The 1626-nt window shown below is 41.3% G+C and carries 2 protein-coding genes; both read right to left on the reverse strand.

All coding sequences use genetic code 11. The annotated features are described in order from the left end of the window. A partial coding sequence (locus ACZMB2_RS14200; RefSeq protein ID WP_487597195.1) for a ParB/RepB/Spo0J family partition protein occupies window positions 1-785 on the reverse strand: 785 nt, incomplete at its 3' end. After that, a complete protein-coding gene (locus tag ACZMB2_RS14205) occupies window positions 775-1560 on the reverse strand; it encodes a ParA family protein (protein WP_055160152.1) in 786 nt (261 codons plus the stop codon). The genes ACZMB2_RS14200 and ACZMB2_RS14205, both read right to left, overlap by 11 nt. Window positions 1561-1626: the final 66 nt, after the last annotated feature.

Raw genomic sequence — 1626 nt, forward strand, 5'->3', positions numbered from 1 at the left:
ACTTTCTTTGCCATCACACAGTTATTGAAAATTGATAACATCTGGATCTGATTGATTGGTCCATCATTCAGCTGATTTCTGAGTGCTGCAATCTGTTTTGGTTTGATAAATCCTGTGTCGCAGATATATTCGTAAATCCATCCCTGTACTTCCTTATCGATGTAAGAGATATCTACAGCAACCGTGAATTGAAGCTTTTTGTTATCTACCAGATCAAGAAGTTCAGGAATCAATTCTGTCAGGCGAATGTAACGCTGAATCTGTTTAGAACTTTCTCCAACTTGCTCTGCTAATACATCCCTAGATACAGTTCCTATTAAATTCTGGTCATTTTGGCCAGAATTACTTTTTGGTCTTCCTGCTTGTCTTTTCATAGCTGCTAATTTCATCTTATAAGCAAAAGCTTTCTCACTCGGCAACAGTTCCTCTCGCTGAATGTTAGCGTCCACCATCGCCACAATGGCATCATCATCCGATAATTCTCTTACGATTGCCGGAATAGTCGTAAGTCCTGCAAGCTGTGCTGCATGCATTCTTCTGTGACCGGATACCATTTCATATTCTTCATTTTCATCCATGCGAAGCAGTACCGGAGTCAGTACTCCATTGATCTTTACACTTTCAACCAGATCCTGCATCTTTTCATCATCCAGCACCTTGAACGGATGATTCTTAAACGGATGGATCTTACTAATTTCTATCTCCATTGCTGACTCTTCATTTACCACACCAAGCAGTTCATCAATACTTGCCAGTTTAATCTTTTCGCCACTTCTATTTTTCATTACTCAAAACCTCCTGTGTCAATTTCATATATGCCTCGGCAACTTTTCCTTTCGGACAGTGCATGTAAATACTTTTTCCCTCTGCACTGGTCTCAGCTGCTTTTACAGACATCGGGATCACATTTTCAAATACTTCAATCTGGCTTCCGTAGGTTGTATGTACTCTCGATGCAATGTCTCTTGCGTAATTGGTTCTGAAATCTACCATAGTCAGGAGAATGCCCTCAATCGCCAGTTTCCGGTTCAGTCTTTTCTTTACTGTAAGAATGGTCTTGATCAGCTGCTGAAGTCCTTTAACAGGCAGATATGCGGCCTGTACAGGTATCAGCACAGAATCAGAGGAGACCAGTGCATTGATTGTCATCATACCAAGGCTTGGCATACAGTCGATCAGGATATAATCGTATCGGCATCTTATCGCATCGATATATTCCTTCATGATCATTTCTCTGCTCATAACATTTCCCATCGTTACTTCCAGGGCAGAAAGCTCAATATTTGCCGGAAGTAGATCTACATTTTCCTGGTGATGTAAGATACCATCTTCCAGAGAGATTTCTTCTTCGTTGATGACATCCATCATGATCGTTGCCAGTGTGATGCGAAGATCATCCGGTTCCTCATATCCAAGACTTGCTGTTAAACTTCCCTGTGGATCCGCGTCAATCAGCAACACTTTCTTACCTTCTCTTGCCAGTCCAATGCCTACATTTACGGTTGTGGTGGTCTTTCCAACGCCGCCTTTCTGGTTTACTACGGATATAACTTTACACATGATTTCTTCCTCCTTTAACTTTCCCATGATTCTTTTTTCCATAATTTCAACAGTGCCAGTATTTCC

It is taken from the genome of Hominiventricola sp., from assembly GCF_057604405.1.

Excerpts from the sequence above, each read along its gene's own strand:
- ACZMB2_RS14205 (WP_055160152.1), bottom strand. The coding sequence starts at position 1,560 with ATGTGTAAAGTTATATCCGTAGTAAACCAGAAAGGCGGCGTTGGAAAG.